Source organism: Pseudomonas sp. RV120224-01b, assembly GCF_003208145.1.
Taxonomy (GTDB): domain Bacteria; phylum Pseudomonadota; class Gammaproteobacteria; order Pseudomonadales; family Pseudomonadaceae; genus Aquipseudomonas; species Aquipseudomonas monteilii.
In genome coordinates this window covers 52,355-76,737 of record NZ_QKMQ01000011.1, presented here as the reverse complement: position 1 = coordinate 76,737, position 24,383 = coordinate 52,355, and the positions used below count along the sequence as shown (strand labels likewise).

Below are 24,383 nucleotides of genomic sequence, written 5' to 3'. Positions count from 1 at the left end.
GGGGCGCCATCCGACAGGCAGAGCCAAGGCTCAAGCCAACTGCAACAGCGCCTCCTCCACCGCAGCCACCACCTGGTTGCCCTTGGCACCCGGTAATCGCCACGCGGCAATGGTCATGCCCAAAGGCACCGCGCAGTCGATTGGCGCCACCAGTTCGCCGCTGTCCAGGTAGCGTTGCACCAGGCTTCTGCGCCCCATCAGTACACCCGCAGCGAGCAAGGCCTGCTGCAATGCAATCGAGTACAGGGAAAAGCCCGGCCCACGGGCCACGAACTTGTGCCCGGGCATGGCTGCGCCGGTCCACACCGCCCAGTCATTCCAGCCTACGTCAGCAATGCAACGGGCATTGGCAAGGTCCGCAGGGGTGATGATGCTCTCTGCCAGGGCCGGTACGCATACGGGCAACACTTCTTCCGTGGCGATCCTGCGCTGCCAGCGCTCAGGTTTTTCGGTGTAGAACAGGCACAGGTCGAATGGGCTGCGTTTGAGGTTGGGCGGCTCATCCACCGCCGTAACCGAGATCTCGATGGGCGCCAGCAAGCGGGTCAATTCCGGCAGGCGTGGCCCTATCCACAACTGCGCCAGGGCCGGCGACGTCACAATGTGCACACGCTGCGGCGCAGCCAGCCGCCGTAGCGTACGCGCGGCAGCTTCCACTGCATCGAACGCCTCGGTGAACTGGCTTTTCACGCTTTCACCCAGGGGCGTAAGGCGTACGCCCTTGGCATGGCGCTCAAACAACGCAGCGCCGTATTCGTTTTCCAGCGTCTTGACCAAGGCGGCGATGGCCCCTGGGGTCACCTTGAGTTCGAGTGCGGCACGCGCGAAACCGCCCAGGCGCGCAGACGCCTCGAAGGCGCGCAAGGCATTGAGCTGGAGCGAGTGCCGGGTGGGGCTGTCGAGATACACGGTAGGAGGCCTATATTTTTTAGGCCTACTATTCCAGAAATCTGACGTTGTGGCCAACTGTCAGGCGCATTAACGTGAGGGTGTCCATGCGCCTTCCGAACACCTCCAAGGAACTCCCATGCAGTACCCAAGCGCGACCCAAGCATTCAAGCAGGGCGCACAAAGCGTTCTGCCGTTGACCTCCGGCATTGTGCCTTTTGGCCTGATCACCGGGGTTACGGCAATCGGCATGGGCCTGTCACCCGCCGACGCCATTGGCATGACCCTGCTGTTCTACTCCGGCTCTGCGCAAATGGTGGTGATGCAGTTGATGCAAAACGCCGCCCTGCCAGTGACGATGGTGGTTACAGCACTGGTGATCAACCTGCGCTTTCTGATGTACAGCGCCAGCCTGGCCCCACACCTGGGCCACCTCCCGCGCCGCCACAAGTGGCCAATGGCGTTCATGCTCTCGGACCAGTCCTTTGCCCTGTGCACGCTGAAAATGGGCGCAGGCGGGCTAGGCCAGCATGCCTACCCCTATTACGCCGGCACGGCGATCACCATGTGGTTCGGCTGGAACCTCTCGGTACTGGCGGGCATGTACCTGGGCGCAGGCATTCCGGAAGACTGGTCACTGGGTTTTGCCATACCGTTGTCGTTCCTGGCCTTGCTGATACCCGGCATTCGCAATACCGCCATGCTCGGCGCCGCGCTGACCGGTGGCGTGCTTGCGGTGCTGGCCGTTGACCTGCCCTACAACCTCGGCCTGCTAACCGGTGCCGTGGGCGGGATCATCGCCGGGCTGGCCATCGAGAGCCGACAAAAACAACACGCCGTACCTGAAGCCCATACAGAGCAGAACGCATCATGAGCGAAACGACCCAGTGGATAACCTTCGTACTGATCGGCCTGGGCACCTTCGCCATCCGGCTGTCGTTCATCGAACTGCACACGGTGCTGCGCATCCCGCCACTGTTTCGCCGCGCACTGGCCTATGTGCCGGCCAGTGTACTGGCTGCGCTGGTGTTGCCGGCCGTGGTCTTCCCTGACCGACATGCCGGGTTCGACTGGACGAACCCGCAGATACCCGCGGCGGTACTGGCTGCGCTGGTAGCCTGGCGCACACGCAGCACGATGCTGACGCTGGTTGTGGGCATGGGGGTGTTGTGGGCGCTGAAGCACTGGGGGCTTTAGGAGAAAAGTGTCAGCCGCGCGGCATGAAGCGCAACAGTCCTTAGGAAAAATCAGCAGGATGTTGTGCACAGAATTCGTTTGAGGTCCTTGGCCTTATTGTCCATGGTGGCAGCCTGGTAGCTATTTGCCACGCCTGGACGCAGGCGCACGACAGTGCCTGCGTAGGGGGACGTTGTCGGCCCCCAATAATAAGAGAGGACAAGGAAATGCAATCCAACAGTTTGAAACAAAGCCTGAAGCAGCGGCACATCACCATGATTGCCCTGGGCGGGGTAATCGGTGCCGGGCTGTTCATGGGGTCTGGTGCGTTAATCGCCTCGGCGGGCCCTGCGGCCATCCTGTCGTACTTCATCGGGGGGTTGGTGGTCACCCTGGTCATGTTCATGCTCGGCGAAATGGCCTGCCGCAACCCGGATGCCGGTTCGTTCTCGACCTACGCCAACACCTACCTCGGTGACTGGGCCGGGTTTGCTGTCGGCTGGCTGTACTGGTTCAAGTCGATGATGACCATCACCCTCGAAGCCGTGCTGTTGGGCGCGATCCTGCATGACTTTTTACCTTGGCTGCCGATCTGGGCAGGCGCTTTCCTGATGCTGGTGACGCTGATGGCCAGCAACGCCTACTCGGTACGTTCCTTTGCCGAAGTGGAATACTGGCTGGCCGCGATGAAGGTTGCCACCATTGTCATCTTCATGCTGCTGGGCATTTCGATCCTGCTTGGCCTGCACAGCAACATTCCCTCCCCCGGGCTGGTCAACCTCACCGCCCATGACGGCTTCATGCCCAACGGCCTGTCACCGGTAATGGCCGGCGTGATCGTGGTGATCTTCTCGCTGGGCGGCAGCGAAATTGCCGCCGTGGCTGCAGGGGAGTCGGAAAACCCGCGACAGAACGTGATTCGCGCAATCAAGAGCGTGATCCTGCGGGTGATGCTGTTCTATGTAGGCTCGGTGTCGATCCTGATCCTTTGCCTGCCGTGGACCGACAAGGCCAACCTGGCCTCACCCTACGTTTCGCTGTTCAGCCTGGCCGGGTTCGGTGGTGCTGCGGTGGCCATGAAACTGGTGCTGTTCGTCTCGTTCATGTCGGTGATGAATTCGTTCATGTTCTCCAACTCGCGCATGCTGTTCTCCCTCAGCCAGCGCGGGCACGCACCCAAGCTGTTCTCGCGCACGAGCGCCAAAGGTGTGCCGATCAATGCATTGCTGCTTAGCCTGTCGATCTGCACGATGATCCTGACCGTGCACTTCGTCAGCGGCGGCGACCTGTTCATGACCTTGGCCAAGAGCACCGGCAGCCTGGTGATGGTCGTGTGGATCTTCATCATCATCGCCCACGTGGCCATGCGCTGGAAAACCCGCCATGAAGCGATCGATCCGGCTGCCTTCCGGGCCTGGCTGTTCCCGTATGCCAACATTGTCGCGTTGTTCGCCTTGCTGGCGGTGATCGGCACCCAGGCATTCGAACCGGCGTCACGCTTCCAGTTCTGGTTCACAGTGCTGACAGTGGTACTGGTGGTGGCGGGGTACTTCGTGATGCGTCAGCGCCTGGCCGGTAGCAAGGCAGACGAACAACACCATCGCGCGTTGCAATGATGGAGGGCGGGCATGTGGGGAAACAGGAAATGGCGTCCCAGGCAGGAATTGAACCTGCAACCTTCCCCTTAGGAGGGGGATGCTCTATCCAATTGAGCTACTGAGACGCAAGCACCGGCAGCGAGCGCTGCACAGCGGGACGGCCAGCATGTTAACCAGCATGCTGGCGTTTGTCATGCCTCTACCTGGCTTTTTCGCGTAATCCTTTTCTGGCACTGCTACACCGGCGGCAGCACACCTTCATCGCGAAGCAACCCGAACAGGGCCGCGACCGCGGCCTCCAGGCTTGTCGAGTTGTCCAGCACATGCACCGAAGGATCGGACAACACCTGCAAACGAGCACTGCGCGCCAACCGCTGTTCAACCTCTTCGACGCTTTCGCGGCCCCGGGCCAGCAAGCGCTGGCGCAGCACATCCGGCCTGACCTCGACCAGCACTGCCAGCATGTCCGGGTAACGCTGACGCGCTTCGGGCAGGTAAGCCCGCGAGCCATTCACCAGCACTGCCTTGCCCGCCGCCAGCCACTCATCCACCTGGCGGGGAATGCCATAGCCCAGGCCATTGGCCCGCCAGCACATGGCAAATGCCCCCTGCGCGCACAGGGTTTCAAACTGTTCCGCCGTGACCCCTTGGGCAGCTTCGCCCTTGGCTTCGGCGGAGCGGGTAATGACCCGACGGGCAACCTCTACCCCGGCGGCCGCCAGCCGCTCACGCGAAGCGTCGATCAGGGAATCTTTTCCCGAACCTGACGGTCCTACCAGAAATATCAGCCGGCCTGTCCCTGATCGGCGGTCGCTTGCGTCATGTTGCATAGCCACTATGCTCTATGGAGGGAAACCGGCGCATTCTAGGGGTTTTCCTGTCCTTTTGCTGTGTTTTACCAGTTTTTGACGGCAAAAGACTGACGGTCAGGCAAGCCGGAGCATGTAAAACTTTTCAAACCAGTGCTCATTTCTGATAATTGGTACTGGCATAAAGCCTTTATCCGGCTCACTATTTGTCACAGAATTGACGCCAAGGAAACGGCGACCATGAGGCAAGATGAGCATCCATTTTTCACTGACGGTTGAACATTTTGTCGTCGCCACGGTCGTACTTCCACCCCGTGCGGCCAATTTGAGAACCGCTTCCCCTGAACCAAACTCCGGTCAATTTATATGCGCCCAATGAAACAGGCTATTTATTCGAGCCGCACCGCTGACAAGTTCGTCGTCCGCCTGCCAGACGGGATGCGTGAGCGCATTGCCGAGGTAGCGCGCAACCATCATCGCAGCATGAACTCCGAAATCATCGCGCGCCTGGAGCAGAGCCTTATCCAGGAAGGTGCGTTGGGTGACGAGCTGAGCATGCGCCTGGACAGCCCTGAGCTGTCCCTGCATGAGCGCGAGTTGCTGCAGCGCTTCCGCCAACTGTCTCACCGCCAGCAGAATGCCTTGGTCGCCCTCATCGCTCACGATGTGGAAATGGCCGCCGACGCCTCCTGAGGCCTGCAAGCGAGCACAAAAAAGCCAGCGTAAGCTGGCTTTTTTGTGGGTGGCTGGTTCTGGCGAGCCTACAGCAGGAACAAGGTGGCCAGACCGAGGAAGATGAAGAAGCCGCCACTGTCGGTCACGGCAGTGATCATCACACTCGCCCCCATCGCCGGGTCGCGCCCCAAGCGGGCCAGTGTCATCGGGATGAGCACACCCATCAGCGCCGCCAGTAACAGGTTCAAGGTCATCGCGGCGGTCATCACCACGCCCAGCGACCAGCTGCCGTACAACCAGAAAGCCACGGCACCAATCACTCCGCCCCACACCAGGCCGTTGATCAGCGACACCGCCAACTCTTTGCGCATCAGGCGGCTGGTATTGCCCGGCGATACCTGGTCCAGCGCCATGGCGCGGACAATCATGGTGATGGTCTGGTTACCCGAGTTGCCACCAATACCCGCAACGATCGGCATCAACGCAGCCAACGCCACCAGCTTTTCGATCGACCCCTCGAACACCCCGATCACTCGCGAAGCGAGGAACGCGGTAATCAGATTGATCGCCAGCCACGCCCAGCGGTTGCGGAACGAGCGCCAGACCGAAGCAAAGATGTCTTCCTCTTCACGCAGACCCGCCATGTTGAGGACTTCGCTCTCGCTCTCCTCACGGATCAGGTCGACCATCTCGTCAATGGTCAAACGGCCGATCAGGCGCTCACCCTTGTCTACGACAGGTGCCGATACCAGGTCGTAACGCTCGAAAGCCTGCGCCGCATCATAGGCATCTTCCTCGGGCTGGAAGGATACCGGGTCGGTCGCCATGACCTCCGCCACCTTCTTCTCCGGGTCGTTGACCAGCAGGCGCTTGATGGGCAACACACCCTTGAGGATCCCGTCGTAATCGACCACGAACAGTTTGTCGGTGTGGTTGGGCAGCTCTTTCAGGCGGCGCAGGTAGCGCAGCACCACTTCCAGGCTGACGTCTTCGCGGATGGTGACCATCTCGAAGTCCATCAGCGCACCGACCTGCTCCTCGTCGTAGCTCAGCGCCGAACGTACACGTTCGCGTTGCTGGGCATCGAGGGTTTCCATCAGCTCATGGATAACGTCGCGCGGCAGCTCTGGGGCCAGGTCGGCCAGCTCGTCGGCGTCCATTTCCTTGGCGGCAGCCAACAGCTCGTGATCGTCCATGTCAGCGATCAGCGATTGACGAACCGAGTCGGATACTTCCAGCAGGATGTCGCCATCGCGGTCCGAGCGCACCAGCTGCCAGACCGTCAGGCGGTCTTCCAGGGGCAAGGCTTCGAGGATATAGGCGATGTCGGCGGGGTGCAGGTCATCGAGCTTGCGCTGCAGCTCGACGAGGTTCTGGCGGTGGACGAGGTTTTCCACCAGGTCGTTGTGCGCGCCTTCCTGGCGGTGAGTCAGGTCTTCGACCACACGTTGGCGCTGCAGCAGTTCGACCACCTGGGCCAGGCGATCCTGCAGGCTCTCTTGCGCTTTTTTTACTTCTACTTCAGTCATAGGCGAACTCCACTCCCAGCAGCGGAGCACGCCGGGAGAATCAATCGGTCAGATCTTTCTGTATGAATCGTGTTAGCGAGTAACTACTGGGTAAGTCCATGGTGGTTTTCCACAAGCCCCGGCGGGGCTGACGGGCGCAATCATACACTGCTAAAGCTGTCAGATCGCTTAAATTTTTGGCCAGAACAATCGTTTGCGTGATAAAGCTAGGACAACGCTCGAAGCTATCAGTGCGACGGTTGTTGTGGATGGGAAAGCACATTTGTTTGGGTTGCCGCACGGCGGCGCCAAGCTACACCACAATCATTACAGAAGAGCGTAGATCGACATCACCAACAATTCATTGGCGCAGAAAAACAAAAAGCCCGCTCAAATGAGCGGGCTTCTTGATGGGGTATGGCGGACTCAGCAGGATTCGAACCTGCGACCGCTCGGTTCGTAGCCGAGTACTCTATCCAGCTGAGCTATGAGTCCGTGGTGGTAGTTTTAGACCAGGTTACCACTGGTTGACTGAAACAGCTTTGCAAGCATAGCCACTTCAAAAAGTGGCGGACTCAGCAGGATTCGAACCTGCGACCGCTCGGTTCGTAGCCGAGTACTCTATCCAGCTGAGCTATGAGTCCGTGTCTTGCCGCGCATTATAGGTCGCTGAAACTTTTTTGCAAGAACGTTTTCGTTTAAAATCAACGACTTAGCGTTCTTACCGTTTACAGCGCCCTACGCAAATAATGGCGGTGAAGGGGGGATTCGAACCCCCGATACCCTTATGAGGTATACTCCCTTAGCAGGGGAGCGCCTTCGGCCACTCGGCCACCTCACCGCAACACGAGGCGAATATTAAAGAACCTCTTTCACCTTTGCAACCCTTTTTTTGAAAAAAACTTCAAAAAAATTAAAGGCTTGGCTCTTCATCCTTCTCCTTCTTGATCCGCAGGTAGATTTCCTCGCGGTGAACAGCCACTTCTTTCGGGGCGCTGACGCCAATACGCACCTGGTTGCCTTTGACGCCAAGCACCGTCACGGTGATCTCGCCGTCTCCAATGATCAGGCTCTCGGCGCACCGACGAGTCAGAATCAACATAGCTTTCTCCTTACGCAAAACATTCAGGGGTAACAGTCTTGGGTATCAGGGCCAGTCGTGGACGACGACGGGACCCCGGTTACGCGCCACACAGGGCAGGACAGGGCCTGCGTGGCGAGCAGAAACGCGAAGGGCGCGGCACCAGCCGCGCCCTTCCAGGCAGCGCCTTACTCGCCCTGTCGGGCAGGAGCGTCGAGCTCGAACGCGGTGTGCAGCGCGCGTACGGCCAGCTCCAGGTACTTCTCTTCGATCACGACCGAGACCTTGATCTCGGAGGTGGAGATCATCTGGATGTTGATGCTCTCCTTGGCCAGAGCTTCGAACATGCGGCTGGCCACACCGGCGTGCGAACGCATGCCGACGCCAACGATCGAGACCTTGGCAATCTTGGTGTCGCCGATCACTTCACGGGCACCGATTTCGCGGGCGGTGTTTTCCAGCACGCTTTGCGCCTTCTCGTACTCGTTGCGGTGTACGGTGAAGGTGAAGTCGGTGGTGTTATCGTGGGCAACGTTCTGCACGATCATGTCCACTTCGATGTTCGAAGCGCTGATCGGGCCGAGGATCTTGAAGGCCACGCCCGGGGTGTCCGGCACGCCGCGAATGGTCAGCTTGGCTTCATCACGGTTGAAGGCGATACCGGAAATGATCGGCTGTTCCATGGATTCCTCTTCATCAATGGTAATGAGGGTACCCGGACCCTCCTTGAAGCTGTGCAGCACGCGCAGCGGGACGTTGTACTTGCCGGCGAACTCCACCGAACGGATCTGCAGCACCTTGGAACCGAGGCTGGCCATTTCCAGCATCTCTTCGAAGGTGATCTTCTCCAGGCGCTGGGCCTGCGGCACGACGCGCGGGTCGGTGGTGTAGACGCCATCGACGTCGGTGTAGATCTGGCACTCGTCCGCCTTCAGCGCTGCCGCCAGGGCCACGCCGGTGGTGTCGGAGCCGCCACGGCCCAGGGTGGTGATGCTGCCGTGCTCGTCCACACCCTGGAAGCCCGCCACCACGACCACGCGGCCTTCCTTGAGGTCGGCGCGAATCTTCTGGTCGTCGATCTGCAGGATGCGCGCCTTGTTGTGCGCGCTGTCGGTAAGGATGCGCACCTGGTTGCCGGTGTAGGACACCGCTGGCACACCACGCTTGATCAAGGCCATGGTCAGCAGGGCGATGGTGACCTGCTCACCGGTCGACACGATCACGTCCAGTTCACGCGGAACCGGCTGATCGGTGATCTGCTTGGCCAGGTCGATCAGACGATTGGTTTCACCGCTCATGGCCGACAATACAACCACCAGGTCGTCGCCCGCTTCACGGTGTTTCTTGACCTTTTCGGCTACCTGCTCGATCCGCTCGATGGAACCGACAGAGGTGCCGCCAAATTTCTGTACGATCAACGCCATTTCAATGGTGCCTCAGCCCATACAGGGCCCCAAAAAACAATCCAACATGAAGGGGCGAGTGACTAGACCACCCGCCCCTTCATCTCAAAGTCCCTGCTCTGCGAATGGCACGGCCAGCGCCAGGGCCTGGTCCAGTGCAGCGACGTCGACGCCACCACCCTGGGCCATGTCCGGACGGCCACCGCCCTTGCCACCCACCGCCGCAGCGGCTTGTTTCATCAGATCGCCAGCCTTGAGTTGGCTGGAGAGGTCCTTGGTTACGCCGGCCACCAGCACAACCTTGCCCTCATGCTCGCTGCCCAGCAGGATCACTGCGTGGCCGAGCTTGTTCTTCAGCTGATCGACCAGGGCCAGCAGGGCCTTGCCGTCCTGCCCATCCAGGCGGGCAGCAAGCACCTTGGCGCCCTTGACCTCAACGGCCGCGTTGGAGAGATCGTCCCCGGCGGCGCTGGCGGCCTTGGCCTGCAGCTGTTCCAGCTGCTTCTCCAGCTGGCGGTTGCGCTCAAGCACAGCCGACAGCTTGTCGATCAGGTTGTCGCGGTTACCTTTCACCAGTTGCGCGGCTTCCTTGACCTGCTCTTCGGCAGCGTTCAGGTAGGCCAGCGCTGCTGCGCCGGTAACGGCTTCGATACGGCGTACGCCAGAGGCCACGCCGCCTTCGCTGATGATCTTGAACAGGCTGATGTCACCGGTGCGCTTGGCGTGGATACCGCCGCACAGCTCAACCGAGAAATCACCGCCCATGCTCAGCACACGCACGGTGTCGCCGTACTTCTCGCCGAACAACGCCATGGCGCCTTTGGCCTTGGCGGTTTCGATGTCGGTCAGTTCGGTTTCTACCGGGGTGTTCTTGCGCACTTCGCGGTTGACGATGTCTTCCAGGGCCTTGATCTGCTCCGGTTTCACCGCTTCGAAGTGGCTGAAGTCGAAACGCAGGCGCTGGCTGTCGACCAGCGAGCCCTTCTGCTGTACGTGCTCACCCAGTACCTGGCGCAGCGCTTCGTGCAGCAGGTGGGTGGCGGAGTGGTTCAGCGAGGTGGCGTGCTGCACGTCGGCATCGACCTTGGCCTCGACCGGCGAGCCGATTACCAGCGCACCTCTGGCGACCACGCCGTGGTGCAGGAAGGCACCACCGGTCTTGGTGGTGTCGCGCACGTCGAAACGCGCGGCGCCAGCCTGCAGGAAACCGGTGTCACCCACCTGGCCACCGGATTCGGCGTAGAACGGCGTACGATCGAGCACAACCACGCCCTGCTCGCCTTCGCCCAATTGGTCGACGGACTGGCCGTCCTTGTACAGGGCGATGATCTTGCCCTGGCCTTCGGTGGCGTCGTAGCCGAGGAACTCGGTGGCGGTGTCGACCTTGACCAGGCTGTTGTAGTCCATGCCGAAGGCGCTGGCGGAACGGGCACGCTCACGCTGGGCGTCCATTTCGCGCTCGAAGCCGGCTTCGTCGATGGTCAACTCGCGCTCACGGGCGATGTCGGCGGTCAGGTCCATCGGGAAGCCGTAGGTGTCGTACAACTTGAACACCACGTCGCCCGGTACCACGTCGCCTTTGAGCTGAGCCAGGTCTTGCTCAAGAATACGCAGGCCCTGCTCCAGGGTCTTGGCAAACTGCTCTTCCTCGGCCTTGAGCACGCGCTCGATGTGCGCTTGCTGGCTCTTCAGCTCTGGGAAGGCTTCGCCCATTTCGGCGGCCAGTGCGGCAACGATCTGGTAGAAGAAGCTGCCCTTGGCGCCCAGCTTGTTACCGTGACGGCAGGCGCGGCGGATGATGCGGCGCAGCACATAGCCACGGCCTTCGTTGGACGGCAGCACGCCGTCGGCGATCAGGAAGCCGCACGAACGGATATGGTCGGCCACCACTTTCAGCGAGGCCTGGCCGTCGTTGCTGCAACCGATGGCCTTGGCAGCCGCCGCCAGCAGGTTCTGGAACAGGTCGATCTCGTAGTTCGAGTGCACGTGCTGCAGCACGGCGCTGACACGCTCCAGGCCCATGCCGGTGTCTACCGACGGCGCTGGCAGCGGGTGCAGCACGCCGTCGGCGGTGCGGTTGAACTGCATGAAAACGTTGTTCCAGATCTCGATGTAACGGTCGCCGTCTTCTTCTGGCGAGCCGGGTGGGCCGCCCCAGATGTCTGCGCCGTGGTCGTAGAAAATCTCGGTGCACGGGCCGCACGGGCCGGTGTCGCCCATGGTCCAGAAGTTGTCGGAGGCGTACGGGGCGCCTTTGTTGTCGCCGATGCGCACCATGCGCTCTTCCGGCACACCGACTTCCTTGGTCCAGATGTCGTAGGCTTCGTCGTCAGTGGCGTAAACGGTGACCCAGAGCTTTTCCTTGGGCAGGTTCAGCCATTTGTCCGAGGTCAGGAAGGTCCAGGCGAAGGTGATGGCATCGCGCTTGAAATAGTCGCCGAAGCTGAAGTTCCCCAGCATTTCGAAGAAGGTGTGGTGACGCGCGGTGTAACCGACGTTTTCCAGGTCGTTGTGCTTGCCACCGGCGCGCACGCACTTCTGGCTGCTGACGGCACGGGTGTAGGCACGCTTCTCCGCGCCGAGGAAGCAGTCCTTGAACTGGTTCATACCGGCATTGGTGAACAGCAAGGTCGGGTCGTTGTTCGGGATCAGCGAACTGGAGGCGACTCGGGTATGGCCCTGCTCTTCGAAGAAGCGAAGGAAGGCTTCACGGATTTCTGCGCTTTTCATAGGTTCTTCCACGGAAACGGCGGCCCACTTGGGCAAACACGTCGACGAAACGACGGCAAAGGGCCGCATTATATCGGTCCTGCAATCTCGATGCAGTGTGTTTATACGATAGAAACCGTCGTTTGAACGGTTTTTCGGGCTATGCAAACGAAAATGACATGACCGGATGCTAAATCCTGCCTTTCGCCACTGGCAAGCCAATTACCGCCGATGGGGAGGGAAAATGGAACAGGCGGTGAATTAAAAGGTTTTCATCATGAATGGGATCCGAAACCGAGTCGCCTGTTTCGCAGGCGACGCGGTCTCAGCCCAGCCGCTGCCCCGAATCCGGCACGATCAGGATGCCGGCCCGCAAGCCATTCTTGACCTTGGGGTTTGGGAAGATGATGCGCGCACCCTCCTCCTCGACCACCCAGCGCGTCTCGGCCAGGTCTTCGGCCAGCAGGTAACCCTTGCTCAGCTCGGAGAAGTTCTCGATGTCCGCGGGCAGGTGCAGGTGGAAGCTGTCGCTGTGCTTGATAATCTCGCGAGACACGCTGAACAGCTGCAGGCCATCCAGCGAACCCTCGCCCTCTGGCTCGGTCGCCTCGATGATGCGGATCAGCCGCTCTTCCAGCTTGTCGAGGTTGACTTGCTCGTTCTGGCCGAACGGGCGAGCCTTGCCAAGCTCCAGGGTGAAGGCTTCAGCATCCAGCTGCTCATAGGTGAAGGCACTGAAAGTGATGGAGGATTTGCTCTGCAACAGCACCGCCTCCATGCCCGCTGCCGCCAGGCGCGCCAACTCACGACGAGAATGCTTGCGCCCCTCTTTATAAGGGTACAAGGCGAATTGCTCGATCTTCGAACCGCGAATGGCGGTATGCAGGTCGTAATGCAGGCGGCTGCGCCCCGGCTTGCTGAAGAACACCCGGGCGAACTGCTCCAGTTCGGCGGCACGCAATGCCTCGAAACCACTGGAAAGCTCATGGCGGCCGTTGAACAGCCGGTTGATGTCCTGCTCGATAAAGCGCTCACCCTTGCGGATGGCCGCCGGGTTGCCGAACAGGAACAGCAACCGTGCCTTGGGTTTGATCTTGCCATTGGCCACGCCGTGCAGCAGCCGCTCGAGCAATTCGATCGGCGCTGTTTCGTTGCCATGGATGCCGGCGGACAACAGCAAGTCCAGCCCGCAGTCCTCGTGCTCGGCAGGGCGCACTTCCAGCGCGCCCTCCCCCAGCCAGCGCAAACGCGCGCCCTTGGGTGTCACTTGGGTCTTCTCGGCCGGTTCGTGATCGGTGAGGGTCAGCTCAAGCAATTTGCCAAGGGCGAGCATAGGGGCTTCCTTAGTGGTGGTGGCCGCAGTCAGGGCCGTGGACGTGATCGTCGTCTTCGCCAACCTCGGCCGGCTCCATTTCCAGCTGCAGGCTGACCAGATTGGTGGCCATCGGGCGCAGCAGCAGGTTGGCATACTCGGTGTCGTCTTCCTCGACATCCACACCGATCAGCAGCTGGCCACGGCCGTCCTGCTGAATCCACACTTCCTTGCCTTGCCAGACCACGGCAAAACGGGTGCAGGAAGTTTCCAGCTGGGTGCCGTCTTCATCTTCGAGGATCAGGCGCAGGGCGTCGGTCATTGCAAAGTCTCTCTTCAAGGTTGTCGTTGGAACGGGTACACCGAACCCAACTTCAGGATCTGGGTCAATTCGTCCAGTGCCGTACGGCATTCCACCAGCAGTTGTGGGTCGGCCAGGTCCGCGTCGCTCAAGCGATCGCGATAATGCTTGTCGACCCACCCTCCCAAGGTGTCGTACAGCGGGGCGGTCATGATAACGCCTTGGTTGACCGCTGCCAGTTCCGATTCCTTCAACGCCACACGCAAACGCAGGCAAGCCGGGCCACCACCGTTCTGCATGCTCTGCTTGAGGTCGAACACCTTGACCTCCTTCACCGGGCCGCCCTGGCTGGTCAGCTGGCCCAGGTAGGCCCAGACCCGCTCGTTGTTGCGGCACTCTTCCGGCACCACCAGCAGCATGGAACCGTCGTCGCGGCTGAGCAGCTGGCTATTGAACAGGTAGGAACGCACCGCATCCTCAACCGTCACCTCCGCGCGTGGCACACAGATAGCCTGGAAGTTGCCACCCTTGCTGGCCAGTTTAGCTCGCAGCTGGCCAAGCACCGTGTCGGTCTCCAGGAAGGCGTCCTCGTGGTAGAACAGCACCTCGCCGTTACCCACCGAAATCACATCGTTGTGGAACACGCCCTGGTCGATCACTGCCGGGTTCTGTTGAGCGTAGACCACACCGCCATCACTCAGCCCATGCAGCCGGGCCACGGCCTGCGAGGCCTCCAGGGTTTGCCGGGCCGGGTACTTCTGCGGCGCCGGGTAGCGGCTGTCGAAGGCACTGCGGCCGTAAACGAAGAACTCAACGCCCGGCTCGCCATAGGCACGGCAGAAGCGCGTGTGGTTGGCCGCGCCCTCGTCACCGAACTGTGCCACGGCAGGCAATGCTGCGTGGTGGGCAAAGTGTTTCTCGTTGTTGAACATGGCGCCCAGCACACGGCTGGTGGTCGGGTGCTCGATGCTGCGGTGGTACTTGCAGTTCAGGTTGGCAGCGGTGAAATGCACGCGGCCATCCGCGGTGTCGGCACTGGGGCTGACCGTGGCCGCGTTGGCCACCCACATGCTCGACGCCGAGCAGCTGGCCACCAGCAGCGGCATCGCTTCTTTAGCCGCACGCTGGATCACTTCGGCATCGCTGCCGCTGAAGCCCAGGCGGCGCAGGGCGGCCACATCCGGGCGTTCCTGCGGCGCCAGCACGCCTTGCTTGAAGCCCAGGTCGGCCAGCGCCTTCATTTTCGCCAGGCCCTGGCGCGCGGCTTCACGCGGGTTGGAACCCTGCTGGCTGTTGCTTTGCGAAGCCACGTTGCCGTAGGACAGGCCGCCATAGTTGTGGGTAGGCCCCACCAGGCCATCAAAATTCACTTCATAGGATTTCATCGGCTAGGCTCCGTGACCTGTTGTTATAGGGTGACGCCCGGCGTCAACGTCGCCGGCAAGGCAAGGCTGGCGGTCTCCAGCGAAGCCACGGGGTAAGCGCAGTAATCAGCCGCGTAATAGGCGCTGGCGCGGTGGTTGCCACTGGCCCCCACACCGCCGAACGGCGCGCTGCTGGCGGCACCGGTCAGTTGCTTGTTCCAGTTGACGATGCCGGCACGGCTGCGCAGCCAGAAGTACTGGTAGCGGGCGCGGGAGTCGGACAACAACCCGGCGGCCAGGCCGTACTGAGTGTTGTTGGCTTCATCGATGGCCGTATCGAAGTCGGCATAACGGATGACTTGCAGCAGTGGGCCGAAGAACTCTTCGTCCGGTCGCCCGGCCACGCCAGTGACATCGACGATGCCCGGGGTCAGCAGCGCGGCATCGGCCTGCGGCTGGGTCATTTCCAGCAGCTTCACGCCACCGTTGGCAACCAGCTCGGCCTGGGCCGCCATCAGCGCCTGCGCCGCTTGCAGCGAGATCACCGACCCCATGAAAGGCGCCGGTTGCTCATCGAACGCACCTACCGTGATGGTTTTGCACACTTCGACCAGGCGCGCGATCAGCGCATCACCCCAGGCACCTTGCGGCACCAGCAGGCGCCGGGCACAGGTGCAGCGCTGGCCGGCAGAAATGAACGCCGACTGGATAATGGTGTACACCGCCGCGTCGATGTCCTTGACCTCGTCCACCACCAGCGGGTTGTTGCCCCCCATTTCCAGGGCCAGGATTTTGTCCGGGCGACCGGCGAACTGCTGGTGCAGCAGGTTGCCGGTGCGGCTGGAACCGGTGAAGAACAGGCCATCGATGCCTGGGTTGGCAGCCAGCGCCACACCGGTTTCGCGTGCGCCCTGCACCAGGTTCAGCACACCCGCCGGCAAGCCAGCGGCGATCCAGCAATTGACGGTCAGCTCGGCCACCTTGGGGGTCAGCTCACTGGGCTTGAACACCACGCAATTGCCTGCCAACAACGCCGGCACAATGTGGCCGTTAGGCAAGTGGCCGGGGAAGTTGTAAGGGCCGAAGACGGCCACCACGCCGTGGGGCTTGTGCCGCAACACCGCCGTGGCATCGGCCAGCGGGCCACTCTTTTCGCCGGTGCGCTCGCGGTAGCTTTGCACCGAAATCGCCACCTTGTTGATCATGCTGGTGACTTCGGTCGCCGATTCCCACAGCGGCTTGCCGGTTTCCTCGCCGATACACTGGGCCATGGCTTCGGCGTGCGCTTTCAACTGCGCCGCGAACTTCTCCAGCACATCGATGCGCGCTTCCAGGCTCAACTGCGCCCAGGCCGGGAACGCCTGGCGCGCGGCCTGCACGGCAGCGTCCACCTGGCTGGCATCGGCGCCCTGTCCTTGCCAGATCACGGCCTGGGTCACCGGGTTCAGCGACTGCAGGGCTTCGCCCTGGCCGGCCTGCCAATTGCCTGCGATGAAATGCGTGGTCATTTACTGGGCCTCCCGGCTAGCCGACAGCGGCACCGCACGCACATTGTCGCCGGCGCCCATGCGCAGGCGCTTGGCGGTCAGCGGGTCGACCACCAGGGTGCCGGCGGCCAACCGCGCAGGTGCAGCCGTGATACGGCAGTCGTCGCGCTTGCGGTTGTGGATGATGTAAGGGGTGGCGTCATCGCCCGGCGTACCGACCGCCAGCACCAGGGTCTGGCTCTCGCGCACGGCGCGGATCTTGGCGGTGTCGCATTCGATGGCCGGGCCAGCATCGAAGATGTCGACGTAGCCCTGGTAGTTGAAGCCTTCTTGCTTGAGCATGGCCAGCGCCGGCTCGGTGTCCTTGTGCACACGGCCGATCACATTGCGCGCCGCCTCGGACAGGAAGCAGGTGTACAGCGGGAACTTGGGCATCAGCTCGGCGATGAACGACTTGTTGCCCACGCCAGTGAGGTAGTCCGCCTGGCTGAACTCCATCTTGAAGAAGTGCCGGCCCAGGCTTTCCCAGAACGGCGAACGCCCCTGCTCGTCCGACATGCCGCGCATTTCGGCAATGATCTTCTTGCCGAACAGCTCGGGGAATTCGGCAATGAACAGCATGCGCGCGCGCGACAGCAGGCGGCCATTCAGCCCGGAGCGATAGTCGCTGCGCAGGAACAGCGAGCACAGCTCGGAGTTGCCAGTCAGGTCGTTGGCCAGGAACAGCGTGGGGATTTCGCGGTAGATCTTCAGCTCCTGCGAGGCGCTGACGGTCAGGCCGACCCGGTAGTTGTACCAGGGCTCGCGCAGGCCGACGGCACCGGCAATGGCACTGATGCCCACCACCAGGCCTTCGTCGTTTTCCAGCACGAACAGGTAGTCGGTGTCGCCACGCTCGGCCTCGCCACGGAAGCTTTTTTCCGCCCAGCCAACGCGATGCCCCAGGCGCTCTTCGTTGGCCGGCAGCGTGGTCAGCCCGGTGGTACCGGTGCTGCGTGCCAATTCGATCAACGCAGGCAAATCGCTGCTGCGTACAGGACGAACGATCATGCTATCTCCTTGTGCGACGGCATCGGCCGGCGCGAAACTCTGCTAACGCATCAATCCCGAAACGTCTGTCGCCAGACCTCAGACCGCCACCAGGCGCACGCTGGCGCCCTCCCCCACACCCAGTGCATCGGCTGCCGCCACGCTCAGGCTTACCGGTTTGCCGGGTACCCAGTCGAGGTCCAGCAGCACCGCGCGGTAGTCCTGGAGCTGGCCGTTGCAGACCAGGTACGGGCGCCCGCCCTTGGCTGGCGCTTCTTCGATTTTCACCGGCACTACCCGGCTCTGAGCGATCGAGCGAATGCCCGAGGTACGCGCATGCAAGGTCGGGCCGCCGTCGAAGATGTCGATGTAGTGCTCGGTCTCGAAGCCTTCGCGCATGAGGATGTCGAAGGTGATCTGCGCGCGCGGGTGCACCTGGCCCATGGCTTCCTGCGCTTCATCAGGCAGCAGCGGCACATAGATCGGGTAGTGCGGCATCAGTTCGGCGAGGAAGGTGCGGCTTTTAAGGCCACACAGGCGCTCGGCGTCGGCATAGTTGAGGTCGAAGAAATTGCGGCCGATGGCATCCCAGAACGGCGATTCGCCCTGCTCGTCACTGAAACCGACGATTTCGGTCACGACCGAGTCGGCGAAACGCTCCGGGTGCGCGGCCATGAACAGCAGGCGACCGCGCGAATTGAGCTCGGCCCAGCCACTGTTCACCAGCTCTGGCAATACATAGAAGCTGGTCAACAGGCTGTTGCCGGTCAGGTCATGACACAGCGACAGCACGTGAATCTTGTTGTGAATCTTCAGCTCGCGCGAGGCATGCACGAAGGTTTCGTTGCGGAAGCTGTAGAACGGCTCGGAGTAGCCCGCCGACGCCACAATGGCCGAGCAGCCGGCCAGCTTGCCGGTTTCGCTGTCTTCGAGCACGAAGAAGTAGCTTTCTTCACCGTTGAAGATGACCTCGGCGGCGAAGGAAGTCTCGGAAGCGGCGATCTTGTCGCCCAGGCGAGCAGCGTCGTCCGGCAGCGAGGTGACACCAATGGGGCTGTCTGCAGCCATGCGCTGCACTTCGTTCAGATCAGCCATTTGCGCGGGGCGCATCACCAGCATGGTGTCACTCCTTTGGAATACGGGCCGCTTACGGCGGCACGGAAAAACGGCAGGCGCACGGGCACCTGCACTGGAATCGGGTATCGCCGGCCCGGCTCAGCCATGGCTGGGGCCGGCGAAGTGGCCGCAGGCGGATCAGCCTTTGGTCAGGGTGGCCACGGCGCGCTCGAAGCGGTTCAGGCCTTCATCGATGTCGGCGTCTTCAACCACCAGGCTTGGCGCAAAGCGAACCACGTCCGGGCCGGCCTGCAGCACCATCACGCCTTCTTTTTCGGCAGCGTTGAGTACGTCCTTGGCCTTGCCTTGCCAGGCTTCGGTCAGCACGCAGCCCAGCAGCAGGCCAACGCCACGTACCTGGCTGAACAGGTTGTACTTCTGGCCAATCTGTTCCAGACGGGTCTTGAAGCGTGCGTGCTTGGCCTTGATGCCGGCCAGGGTTTCCGGGGTGTTGACCACATCCAGCACGGCACAGGCAACGGCGCAGCCCAGCGGGTTGCCGCCATAGGTGGTGCCGTGGGTGCCGACGGCCAGGTGTTTGGCCAGCTCGGTGGTGGTCAGCATGGCGCCGATCGGGAAGCCGCCGCCCAGGCTCTTGGCGCTGGTCAGGATGTCTGGCGTCACGCCGTAGTGCTGGTAGGCATACAGCGAACCGGTACGGCCCACGCCGGTTTGCACTTCGTCGAAGATCAGCAGGGCGTTGTGCTCGTCGCACAGCTTGCGCGCGCCTTCCAGGTAGGCCTTGTCGGCCGGCACCACGCCGCTCTCGCCCTGGATCGGCTCGATCACCACGGCGCAGGTCTTGTCGGAAATCTGTGCCTTCAGCGCTTCCAGGTCGTTGTAGGGCACGTGGCTGATGCCGGTGATCTTCGGGCCGAAACCATCGGAGTACTTCGGCTGGCCACCGACGCTGACGGTAAACAGGGTGCGGCCGTGGAAGCTGTTCACGGTGGCGATGATTTCGTGTTTTTCCGGGCCGAAGCGGTCATGCGCAACGCGACGGGCCAGCTTGAAAGCGGCCTCGTTGGATTCGGCGCCGGAGTTGCAGAAGAATGCCCGGTCGGCAAAGGTGGCATCCACCAGTTTATGGGCCAGGCGCAGGGCCGGCTCGTTGGTGAACACGTTGGATACGTGCCAGAGGGTGTTGGCCTGCTCGGTCAGGGCCTTGACCAGTGCCGGGTGGCAATGGCCCAGGGCGTTTACCGCGATGCCACCGGCAAAGTCGATCAGCTCGCGACCCGACTGGTCCCAAACGCGGGAACCCTCGCCTCGCACAGGAATGAAGGCCGCCGGAGAATAGTTGGGGACCATGACCTGGTCGAAATCGGCACGTTGCACCGGGGCTTGCTCAACGGACATCTGAGTCTCCTGAAGAGGAACGCTGGCCTGGAAGTGGCGAGCGATGGGGGGATTGTAAGGACTGATCCGCGCCTGTCCTTGCGGCCAAGCGACAACTTGTTACAGCGCAAAACCCAGTTTTGACAAGGTTTTCGGCAATGCGACAAACACTGTCGCAATCGCGCAGTGTACGGGAGAGAGGGGGCTGGGTGAACGGGTGTTCACATATAGAAGAGTGGTTGCCTGGGCTGGCCCTATCGCCGGCAAGCCAGCTCCCACAAGATCACCACAGACCCTGAGGATTGCGACATATCTGTGGGAGCTGGCTTGCCGGCGATAGGGCCAGTACAGGCAGCGTGAATATCAGCCTTTTTCAGCAGGCGCCGAACTCAGCTCAAACGGGCTGCTGCTACGCCGCTGGTTACGATCTTCTCGCGGCGTCGCGCCAAAGAAGTTGCGGTAAGCACTGGAAAAATGCGGCCCCGACGAGAAGCCACAAGACAACCCGATCTGGATGATCGACTTGCTGGTCTGCATCAGCATCTGCCGCGCCTTGTTCAGCCGCAGCTCCAGATAATACTGGCTCGGCACGCGGTTCAGGTACTGCTTGAAGATGCGCTCCAGCTGCCGGCGCGACACGCACACATGCTGGGCAATTTCGTCGGTGGTCAGCGGCTCTTCGATGTTGGCTTCCATCAACAGCACCGCCTGGGTCAGCTTGGGGTGGCTGGAGCCCAGGCGGTTCTGCAGCGGGATGCGCTGGCGCTCACCACCCTCGCGGATACGCTCTACCACCAACTCTTCCGAAACAGCCCCCGCCAGCTCCGCCCCATGATCGCGGGCCAGCACGGCCAGCAGCAGGTCGGTTACGGCCATGCCGCCACAGGCCGTCAGGCGGTCGCGGTCCCAGTCGAACAGGTGACTGGTGGCGATGACCTTGGGGAAACGCTCGGCAAAATCATCCTGCCAGCGCCAGTGCACGGCAGCACGATAACCGTCGAGCAAGCCCAGCATCGCCAGAGGATAAACCCCGGCAGACAGGCCACCGATCATGCAACCGCTGCGCGCCTGCTGCTTGAGGGCAGCCGACAAGGCTGCCCCTACTGCCGCAGGCGGCTCGTCAGCAACCAGAAACAGCTTGTGGCACCCCTCCAGGCGACCAGTCCACGGCTCGCCCGGCAGGCGCCAGCCACTCTCTTGCGCCGGCTCCGCCTGCAGGAAGGCCATTTCGTAGACCACATCCGGGTGCACCCGCTGCGCCACCAGCAACACTTCCTCGGCCAGCGCCAGGGTCAAGGGCCTGGTGCTGGGCCAGATGAGAAAACCGATTCGCTGGGTGGTCATAGGGTGCGGTCCGAAACCTGAGGTCGTTCGAGTCTGTGCGCCGGGTCAGGCTGCGCTCGCCGCGCAGCATGCCCTATTCTGGTGCAAAAATGCAGCTTTTACTTCAGGCTGCCGGAGAGGAACTGCTTCAGGCGCTCCGACTGCGGGTTGGCCAGCACTTCACGCGGGCAGCCGGTTTCTTCCACCAGGCCTTTGTGCAGGAACACCAACTGGTTGGACACCTCACGGGCAAAGCCCATTTCGTGGGTCACCACCACCATGGTGCGGCCTTCCTGGGCCAGCGCCTGCATCACCTTGAGCACATCGCCCACCAGTTCAGGGTCCAGTGCCGAGGTCGGTTCGTCGAACAGCATAACCTCCGGCTCCATGGCCAGTGCGCGGGCAATTGCCACACGTTGTTGCTCGCCCCCCGACATATGCCCGGGGAAGGCGTCCTTGCGGTGCGCAACACCCACCTTGGCCAGGTAATGCTCGGCCTTTTCCAGCGCTTCCTTCTTGTTCACACCCAACACATGCACCGGCGCTTCGATGATGTTTTCCAGTGCGGTCATGTGCGACCACAGGTTGAAGTGCTGGAACACCATCGACAGGCGCGAGCGCATGCGCTGCAACTGACGCGGGTCGGCAGCCTTCAGCGCGCCGTCCTTGCCGGCCACCAGCTTGAGCTCTTCGTTGTTGAGCAGGATCTTGCCCGCGTGCGGCTGCTCCAGCAGGTTGATGCAGCGCAGGAAGGTCGACTTGCCCGAACCACTGGAGCCGATGATGCTGATGACGTCGCCGGCCTTGGCCGCCAGCGACACGCCCTTGAGCACTTCGTGGCTGCCGTAGCGCTTGTGCAGGTCTTGGACTTCGAGTTTGTACATGCTGTCGATTCTCACAGAGCGGTCAGTGCTTGCGCGGCGCCAGGTAGCCGAGCCAGCGGCGTTCGGCCATCTTGAACAGGCGCACCAGGATGAAGGTCAGGCACAGGTAGAACACGCCCGCCGTGATGTAGGCCTCGAAAGGCAGGTAGTACTGGGCGTTGACCGTGCGTGCGGCACCGGTGATGTCGATCAGGGTGACGATCGACGCCAGGCTGGTGGTTTGCAGCATCATGATCACTTCGTTGCTGTACTGCGGCAGCGCCCGGCGCAGGGCCGAGGGCAGCAGGATGCGCCGGTACATTTTCATGCGCGACATGCCCATGGCCTTGGCCGCCTCGATCTCGCCATGGGGCGTGGCCTTGAGGCTGCCGGCAATGATTTCGGCGGTGTAGGCGCTGGTGTTGATGCCGAACGCCAGGCACGCGCAGAAGGTGGCGCTGGACAGCAGCGGCCAGAGGAAGCTTTCGCGCACCGCTTCGAACTGCGCCAGGCCGTAGTAGATCAGGAACAGCTGCACCAGCATGGGGGTGCCGCGGATCACGTAGGTGTACAGCCACGCAGTCAGGTTGATCGCCGGCTGTTTCGACACGCGCATCAGGCCCAGCGGAATGGCCGCCAGCAGCCCGAAGAACAGCGAAATCGCCAACAGCTTGAGGGTGGTCAGCAGGCCGCCGAAGTACATCGGCAATGCCTCCCAGACGACGTTGTAGTCGAAGATCATAGTTCAGCCACCTTGACGCCCACCGAGTAGCGGCGCTCCAGATACTTCAGGGCCAGCAGCGAGACGCTGGTCAGCACCAGGTACAGTGCCGCCACCGCCAGGAAGAAGGTGAAAGGCTCGCGGGTGGCATCGGCCGCCTGCTTGGCCTTGAACATCATGTCCTGCAGGCCGACGACCGAGATCAGTGCGGTGGCCTTGGTGAGTACCAGCCAGTTGTTGGTGAAGCCCGGGATCGCCAGGCGAATCATTTGCGGCACCTGGATGCGGAAGAACACCTGGCGCGGGCTCATGCCATACGCCACGCCCGCCTCGGCCTGGCCCTTGGGAATCCCCAGGAAAGCACCGCGGAAGGTTTCCGACAGGTAGGCGCCAAAGATGAAGCCCAGGGTACCGATACCGGCAATCAACGGGTTCAGGTCAATGTAGTCTTCGTAGCCGAGCAGCGGTGCCACCCGGTTGATGATGTCTTGCCCGCCGTAGAAGATCAGCAGGATCAGGACCAGGTCCGGAATACCACGGATCACCGTGGAATACAGGTCACCCAGCCAGGCCAGCCAGCGCACCGGCGACAAGCGCAGCGCCACACCGATCAGGCCGAGCACGATGGCCAGGGCCATCGACGACAGGGCGAGCTGAAGCGTCAGCCACGCCCCGTCGAGGATGACTGCCCCGTAGCCTTTCAACATGATGAGGTCCTCGACCTAAAGAATGAAAAATGGTGCAAACCTCAGAGCCTCTGCTGTTTGCACCATTGCACAGGTGAAACCCGACGTCTTAGTTCGAGTCTGGACCGTAGATGTCGAAGTTGAAGTACTTCTTCTCGATTTCTTTGTACTTGCCGTTGGCACGGATGGCGTCGATGGCCGCGTTGATGCGGTCGACGTTGGCCTTGTCACCTTTGCGCACAGCAATACCGATACCGTCACCGAAGTACTTGGCGTCGGTGAAGGACGGGCCTACGAAGGCGAAGCCTTTACCCGCGTCGGTCTTGAGGAAGCCGTCTTCCAGCAGGGTGGCGTCGGCCACGGTGCCGTCCAGGCGGCCAGCGGCCACATCCAGGTAGATTTCGTTCTGGGTGCCGTAAGGCACCACGGTGGCACCTTTGGCGCCCAGCACTTCCTTGGCGAAGCGGTCATGGATCGAGCCACGCTGCACGCCGATCTTCTTGCCTTTCAGCTCATCCAGGCTTTCGCTGACCGTGGTGCCTTCCTTCATCACCAGGCGCGCCGGAGTGAGGTAGTAACGCTTGGTGAAGTCGACCGACTTCTTGCGGTCCTCGGTGATCGACATGGACGACAGGATGGCGTCGATCTTGCGCACTTTCAGCGCAGGGATCAGGCCGTCGAACTCCTGCTCGACCCAGGTGCACTTGGCTTTCATCTCTTCGCACAGGGCGTTGCCGATGTCGTAGTCGAAACCGGCGATGCTGCCATCGGGCTGCTTGAAGGCGAAGGGTGGGTAGGCGGCTTCAATGCCGATTTTCAGCGGTTTTTCATCGGCCTGCGACACCAGGGAAAATACGGATAGCGCCAGGGCGCCAAGCAGTGCGAGCTTCTTCATCAGGTAACTCCATCGGTACGGGGCAATACAAGGCAGGTAACGGCTGCCCGATATGCGAATGGGTACAACGCGAGCCGCGCAGGGTTCGACCAAGGTCGCAG

At 61.8% G+C, this 24,383-nt stretch carries 23 protein-coding genes and 4 tRNA genes; 4 read left to right on the top strand and 23 right to left on the bottom strand.

Annotated features, from left to right (window positions below; all coding sequences use genetic code 11):
* Positions 1–30: 30 nt before the first annotated feature.
* Positions 31–909: a LysR family transcriptional regulator gene (locus tag N436_RS17750; RefSeq protein WP_105946062.1), complete on the bottom strand. Its 879-nt coding sequence runs from the start codon at positions 907–909 to the stop codon at positions 31–33.
* 118 nt (positions 910–1,027) lie between these two features.
* Between N436_RS17750 and N436_RS17745 the strand changes: the two genes are divergently transcribed.
* The 3 genes from N436_RS17745 to N436_RS17735 all read left to right on the top strand — a co-directional run bounded on the left by N436_RS17745 (position 1,028) and on the right by N436_RS17735 (position 3,680).
* Positions 1,028–1,762: an AzlC family ABC transporter permease gene (locus N436_RS17745; protein ID WP_110741641.1), complete on the top strand. Its 735-nt coding sequence runs from the start codon at positions 1,028–1,030 to the stop codon at positions 1,760–1,762.
* Positions 1,759–2,085, top strand: a complete 327-nt coding sequence (locus tag N436_RS17740; RefSeq protein WP_016711836.1) for an AzlD domain-containing protein — start codon at positions 1,759–1,761, stop codon at positions 2,083–2,085. The genes N436_RS17745 and N436_RS17740 overlap by 4 nt, the downstream gene beginning before the upstream one ends.
* A gap of 206 nt (positions 2,086–2,291) precedes the next feature.
* The gene (locus N436_RS17735; protein ID WP_105946060.1) at positions 2,292–3,680 is read left to right on the top strand and encodes an amino acid permease; all 1,389 of its coding nucleotides are present in this window, start codon (positions 2,292–2,294) and stop codon (positions 3,678–3,680) included.
* 30 nt (positions 3,681–3,710) lie between these two features.
* On the opposite strand, the gene N436_RS17730 is transcribed toward N436_RS17735, so the two are convergent.
* From N436_RS17730 to N436_RS28420, 3 genes are all read right to left on the bottom strand, one after another.
* A tRNA-Arg gene (locus N436_RS17730) sits at positions 3,711–3,787 on the bottom strand.
* Positions 3,788–3,898: 111 nt separating this feature from the next.
* Positions 3,899–4,492 (bottom strand): phosphonate metabolism protein/1,5-bisphosphokinase (PRPP-forming) PhnN, encoded by a 594-nt coding sequence (gene phnN / locus N436_RS17725; protein WP_110741640.1) that lies wholly within the window; start codon positions 4,490–4,492, stop codon positions 3,899–3,901.
* Positions 4,493–4,588: 96 nt separating this feature from the next.
* The gene (locus tag N436_RS28420; RefSeq protein ID WP_146232438.1) at positions 4,589–4,768 is read right to left on the bottom strand and encodes a hypothetical protein; all 180 of its coding nucleotides are present in this window, start codon (positions 4,766–4,768) and stop codon (positions 4,589–4,591) included.
* A gap of 69 nt (positions 4,769–4,837) precedes the next feature.
* Here N436_RS28420 and N436_RS17720 point away from each other — a divergent pair, with 69 nt between their 5' ends.
* Positions 4,838–5,164: an Arc family DNA-binding protein gene (locus N436_RS17720; protein ID WP_003254499.1), complete on the top strand. Its 327-nt coding sequence runs from the start codon at positions 4,838–4,840 to the stop codon at positions 5,162–5,164.
* A gap of 68 nt (positions 5,165–5,232) precedes the next feature.
* Here N436_RS17720 and mgtE read toward each other — a convergent pair whose 3' ends face one another.
* From mgtE to N436_RS17625, 19 genes are all read right to left on the bottom strand, one after another.
* A complete protein-coding gene (mgtE, locus tag N436_RS17715; RefSeq protein WP_016711838.1) occupies positions 5,233–6,675 on the bottom strand; it encodes a magnesium transporter in 1,443 nt (480 codons plus the stop codon).
* 397 nt (positions 6,676–7,072) lie between these two features.
* A tRNA-Arg gene (locus tag N436_RS17710) sits at positions 7,073–7,149 on the bottom strand.
* A gap of 72 nt (positions 7,150–7,221) precedes the next feature.
* Positions 7,222–7,298: transfer RNA gene (locus N436_RS17705), tRNA-Arg, on the bottom strand.
* Positions 7,299–7,404: 106 nt separating this feature from the next.
* A tRNA-Ser gene (locus tag N436_RS17700) sits at positions 7,405–7,495 on the bottom strand.
* Positions 7,496–7,567: 72 nt separating this feature from the next.
* Positions 7,568–7,756 carry a carbon storage regulator CsrA gene (gene csrA / locus N436_RS17695; RefSeq protein ID WP_003254503.1) on the bottom strand — a complete coding sequence of 63 codons (189 nt, stop codon included), beginning with the start codon at positions 7,754–7,756 and terminating at the stop codon, positions 7,568–7,570.
* Positions 7,757–7,923: 167 nt separating this feature from the next.
* Positions 7,924–9,159, bottom strand: coding sequence for an aspartate kinase (locus N436_RS17690; protein WP_019099135.1), 1,236 nt, complete (start codon positions 9,157–9,159; stop codon positions 7,924–7,926).
* Between the two features lie 84 nt (positions 9,160–9,243).
* Positions 9,244–11,868, bottom strand: a complete 2,625-nt coding sequence (alaS, locus tag N436_RS17685) for an alanine--tRNA ligase (RefSeq protein ID WP_146232437.1) — start codon at positions 11,866–11,868, stop codon at positions 9,244–9,246.
* A gap of 304 nt (positions 11,869–12,172) precedes the next feature.
* A complete protein-coding gene (gene astE, locus N436_RS17680) occupies positions 12,173–13,180 on the bottom strand; it encodes a succinylglutamate desuccinylase (RefSeq protein WP_105946058.1) in 1,008 nt (335 codons plus the stop codon).
* A 10-nt stretch (positions 13,181–13,190) separates the two neighbouring features.
* Positions 13,191–13,481, bottom strand: coding sequence for a topoisomerase II (locus N436_RS17675; protein ID WP_003256592.1), 291 nt, complete (start codon positions 13,479–13,481; stop codon positions 13,191–13,193).
* A 14-nt stretch (positions 13,482–13,495) separates the two neighbouring features.
* Complete coding sequence (gene astB / locus N436_RS17670) at positions 13,496–14,845, bottom strand: N-succinylarginine dihydrolase (protein WP_110741638.1); 1,350 nt, start codon at positions 14,843–14,845, stop codon at positions 13,496–13,498.
* Positions 14,846–14,868: 23 nt separating this feature from the next.
* Positions 14,869–16,332 carry a succinylglutamate-semialdehyde dehydrogenase gene (astD, locus tag N436_RS17665; RefSeq protein WP_110741637.1) on the bottom strand — a complete coding sequence of 488 codons (1,464 nt, stop codon included), beginning with the start codon at positions 16,330–16,332 and terminating at the stop codon, positions 14,869–14,871.
* Positions 16,333–17,361: an arginine N-succinyltransferase gene (gene astA / locus N436_RS17660; protein WP_105946055.1), complete on the bottom strand. Its 1,029-nt coding sequence runs from the start codon at positions 17,359–17,361 to the stop codon at positions 16,333–16,335.
* 78 nt (positions 17,362–17,439) lie between these two features.
* Positions 17,440–18,459: an arginine/ornithine succinyltransferase subunit alpha gene (gene aruF / locus N436_RS17655; RefSeq protein ID WP_105946054.1), complete on the bottom strand. Its 1,020-nt coding sequence runs from the start codon at positions 18,457–18,459 to the stop codon at positions 17,440–17,442.
* Between the two features lie 135 nt (positions 18,460–18,594).
* The gene (locus N436_RS17650) at positions 18,595–19,815 is read right to left on the bottom strand and encodes an aspartate aminotransferase family protein (RefSeq protein ID WP_110741636.1); all 1,221 of its coding nucleotides are present in this window, start codon (positions 19,813–19,815) and stop codon (positions 18,595–18,597) included.
* Positions 19,816–20,157: 342 nt separating this feature from the next.
* The gene (gene argR, locus N436_RS17645) at positions 20,158–21,138 is read right to left on the bottom strand and encodes a transcriptional regulator ArgR (protein WP_110741635.1); all 981 of its coding nucleotides are present in this window, start codon (positions 21,136–21,138) and stop codon (positions 20,158–20,160) included.
* A 98-nt stretch (positions 21,139–21,236) separates the two neighbouring features.
* On the bottom strand, positions 21,237–22,001 hold the full coding sequence (locus tag N436_RS17640) for an ABC transporter ATP-binding protein (protein WP_016711851.1): 765 nt from the start codon (positions 21,999–22,001) through the stop codon (positions 21,237–21,239).
* Between the two features lie 22 nt (positions 22,002–22,023).
* Positions 22,024–22,722, bottom strand: a complete 699-nt coding sequence (locus tag N436_RS17635) for an ABC transporter permease (RefSeq protein ID WP_016711852.1) — start codon at positions 22,720–22,722, stop codon at positions 22,024–22,026.
* Positions 22,719–23,408, bottom strand: a complete 690-nt coding sequence (locus tag N436_RS17630) for an ABC transporter permease (RefSeq protein WP_003254523.1) — start codon at positions 23,406–23,408, stop codon at positions 22,719–22,721. The genes N436_RS17635 and N436_RS17630 overlap by 4 nt, the downstream gene beginning before the upstream one ends.
* 88 nt (positions 23,409–23,496) lie before the next feature.
* Positions 23,497–24,282: an ABC transporter substrate-binding protein gene (locus tag N436_RS17625; RefSeq protein WP_060500683.1), complete on the bottom strand. Its 786-nt coding sequence runs from the start codon at positions 24,280–24,282 to the stop codon at positions 23,497–23,499.
* Positions 24,283–24,383: the final 101 nt, after the last annotated feature.

Bases quoted from the DNA above. Each gene is read 5' to 3' on its own strand.
- csrA (WP_003254503.1), bottom strand. From the start codon at position 7,756: ATGTTGATTCTGACTCGTCGGTGCGCCGAGAGCCTGATCATTGGAGAC.
- astD (WP_110741637.1), bottom strand. From the start codon at position 16,332: ATGACCACGCATTTCATCGCAGGCAATTGGCAGGCCGGCCAGGGCGAA.
- phnN (WP_110741640.1), bottom strand. From the start codon at position 4,492: ATGCAACATGACGCAAGCGACCGCCGATCAGGGACAGGCCGGCTGATA.
- N436_RS17630 (WP_003254523.1), bottom strand. From the start codon at position 23,408: ATGTTGAAAGGCTACGGGGCAGTCATCCTCGACGGGGCGTGGCTGACG.
- N436_RS17675 (WP_003256592.1), bottom strand. From the start codon at position 13,481: ATGACCGACGCCCTGCGCCTGATCCTCGAAGATGAAGACGGCACCCAG.
- mgtE (WP_016711838.1), bottom strand. From the start codon at position 6,675: ATGACTGAAGTAGAAGTAAAAAAAGCGCAAGAGAGCCTGCAGGATCGC.
- N436_RS17740 (WP_016711836.1), top strand. From the start codon at position 1,759: ATGAGCGAAACGACCCAGTGGATAACCTTCGTACTGATCGGCCTGGGC.
- N436_RS17635 (WP_016711852.1), bottom strand. From the start codon at position 22,722: ATGATCTTCGACTACAACGTCGTCTGGGAGGCATTGCCGATGTACTTC.
- astA (WP_105946055.1), bottom strand. From the start codon at position 17,361: ATGATCGTTCGTCCTGTACGCAGCAGCGATTTGCCTGCGTTGATCGAA.
- N436_RS17625 (WP_060500683.1), bottom strand. From the start codon at position 24,282: ATGAAGAAGCTCGCACTGCTTGGCGCCCTGGCGCTATCCGTATTTTCC.
- astE (WP_105946058.1), bottom strand. From the start codon at position 13,180: ATGCTCGCCCTTGGCAAATTGCTTGAGCTGACCCTCACCGATCACGAA.
- astB (WP_110741638.1), bottom strand. From the start codon at position 14,845: ATGAAATCCTATGAAGTGAATTTTGATGGCCTGGTGGGGCCTACCCAC.
- argR (WP_110741635.1), bottom strand. From the start codon at position 21,138: ATGACCACCCAGCGAATCGGTTTTCTCATCTGGCCCAGCACCAGGCCC.
- aruF (WP_105946054.1), bottom strand. From the start codon at position 18,459: ATGCTGGTGATGCGCCCCGCGCAAATGGCTGATCTGAACGAAGTGCAG.
- N436_RS17640 (WP_016711851.1), bottom strand. From the start codon at position 22,001: ATGTACAAACTCGAAGTCCAAGACCTGCACAAGCGCTACGGCAGCCAC.
- N436_RS17720 (WP_003254499.1), top strand. From the start codon at position 4,838: ATGCGCCCAATGAAACAGGCTATTTATTCGAGCCGCACCGCTGACAAG.
- N436_RS17745 (WP_110741641.1), top strand. From the start codon at position 1,028: ATGCAGTACCCAAGCGCGACCCAAGCATTCAAGCAGGGCGCACAAAGC.
- alaS (WP_146232437.1), bottom strand. From the start codon at position 11,868: ATGAAAAGCGCAGAAATCCGTGAAGCCTTCCTTCGCTTCTTCGAAGAG.
- N436_RS17650 (WP_110741636.1), bottom strand. From the start codon at position 19,815: ATGTCCGTTGAGCAAGCCCCGGTGCAACGTGCCGATTTCGACCAGGTC.
- N436_RS17735 (WP_105946060.1), top strand. From the start codon at position 2,292: ATGCAATCCAACAGTTTGAAACAAAGCCTGAAGCAGCGGCACATCACC.
- N436_RS17690 (WP_019099135.1), bottom strand. From the start codon at position 9,159: ATGGCGTTGATCGTACAGAAATTTGGCGGCACCTCTGTCGGTTCCATC.